At 67.5% G+C, this 1,687-nt stretch carries 1 protein-coding gene; it reads right to left on the bottom strand.

Annotation, left to right across the window (positions count from 1 at the left end; genetic code table 11):
- The coding region (locus tag APM_RS19500) for an AAA family ATPase (RefSeq protein WP_039889381.1) at positions 1-1,687 on the bottom strand (1,687 nt) is incomplete at both ends.

Here is a 1,687-nt window from a genome sequence, read left to right as displayed (position 1 = left end):
GGTCGCGATCGGCAGCGCGTAGTGCTCGCCGGTGTTCTTATCGATCGCCGCCAGCGTCATGCGGCTCTGCCCCAGTTCGCCAGAGGCCAGCAGCCGTTGCCGGATCGCCTCGCCGATCGCGCGCGCGTCCTGATTGGTCGGTGTGCTGATCGAAAGCGTAAAGCGCGGCCGATCAGCATTCGCTTTCCGGCGCTCATCCCAGAGCGCGGCAGCCCGCGCGATCACCTCGCCATGCCCGCCGGCGACGATCTCGGCCGTGCCATCCTGCCGCTTCATGTCCAGCGCCTTGCCAACAGCCTCGACGCCACCTTTGCGCAGCAAGCCCGCGATCTCGCGCGCCCGTTCGTTGGTCTGCCGCACGCTGCTTTCGATCGACGGCACCTTGCCCAGCCCTTTCTCGAGAAGGCCGATCACCTGGCCTGCCTCGATCGACTGGCATTGCTTCGGATCACCAATCGCCACCATGCGGAACCCGTGCCGCTCCTGTAGGCGCAACAGATCGAGCATCTGGCGCGTGCCGATAGTGCCCAGCTCATCGATCACCACGACACTGCGATTGGACAAGTCCAGCCGGCCGCTCTCCACCCGGTTGATGAACACCGACACGGCCGCGATCGTGTCGCGCCCGCCGGTCTCGGCCTCGGTGTTCAGCCCGGCCTCGCGCAGTTCGCGCGCCTGGCGCCAGCCGAGGCTGATGCCGTGAATGTCCGCACCCTGGTCACGCCACGCCGCCACCAGCGGCTTCAACAATGTGGTCTTGCCAGCCCCGGCCGCCCCGGTCCCCACCGCGAACCGGCCGCCCATGCCGAGATGATCGATCATCCGGCGTTGTGCTGCGCCATGCTCGCCGGTGAAGCGCAGCCCGCTCGCCTCGATCCCGCGCTTGATCTGTACCGGGTTGAGTGTGCCGCGCCGATCCCTGCTAGCCTGTCCCGCCAGCTCGACCAGCGCGCTCTCCTGCTCGACATGGGCGCGCGTCGTCAGCCTGGTTGTGGTGATCGTCACATCCGGGTTGTCCGGATCATCCCGCTCGGTCTCGACCGCGATGATCTGCGTGCGCGCGGGTTCCCCACTGGCGTCAGCACCGCCCGTCTCGACAATCCCGCGCGCCCGCAACCGCGCGATCACATGATCAACATCGCCGCCATCCTTGATGCCGGCCGCTACCAGGCCGCGCGCTGCGGCAACGCGCTCATCCTCGGCCTTGATGACCGCCCGCCGGGCAAACTGCTCACCCAGCACCCGCGCAGCCGCCTCATAGGCCAGATCAAGCCGGGCCGCTTCGGTCATCCTCTCCGCCGGTGCCGCGTCCTGCAGAACGCTCTTGTGCTGGTAGCCGCGTGCCTCCGCCTGGCGCCGCCAGCTCGCGAAGTCGCTCAAATCATCGGCCTTGGCACTGCGGCTCGCAAAGGCACCGCCTTTCAGTAGCTTGATGCGTTCATCGCCCGTCATGCGGTCCCACTCTGCGCCAACCGAGGCGGCATAGGCTTTCGCGTCGGAGAGGGCATCGCGGGTCCGCTTACTGAACGCCGCCCTGATCTCCTCCGGCACGGCGCTGAGCCGCGCCGCGCCGGTGGTTCGGTCCAATTCTATACTCGCCCCGACCCGCCGGAGATTCTGGGCAAGATGCGCCTGGTAGATCGCCCCCCATTCATGGATGCGGCCGTGCATCTGCAACGTGTTCAGG

Source organism: Acidiphilium sp. PM (assembly GCF_000219295.1).
GTDB lineage: Bacteria > Pseudomonadota > Alphaproteobacteria > Acetobacterales > Acetobacteraceae > Acidiphilium > Acidiphilium multivorum.
Note: the sequence above shows the minus strand (reverse complement) of the source record. Positions and strands in the feature narration are given on the sequence as shown.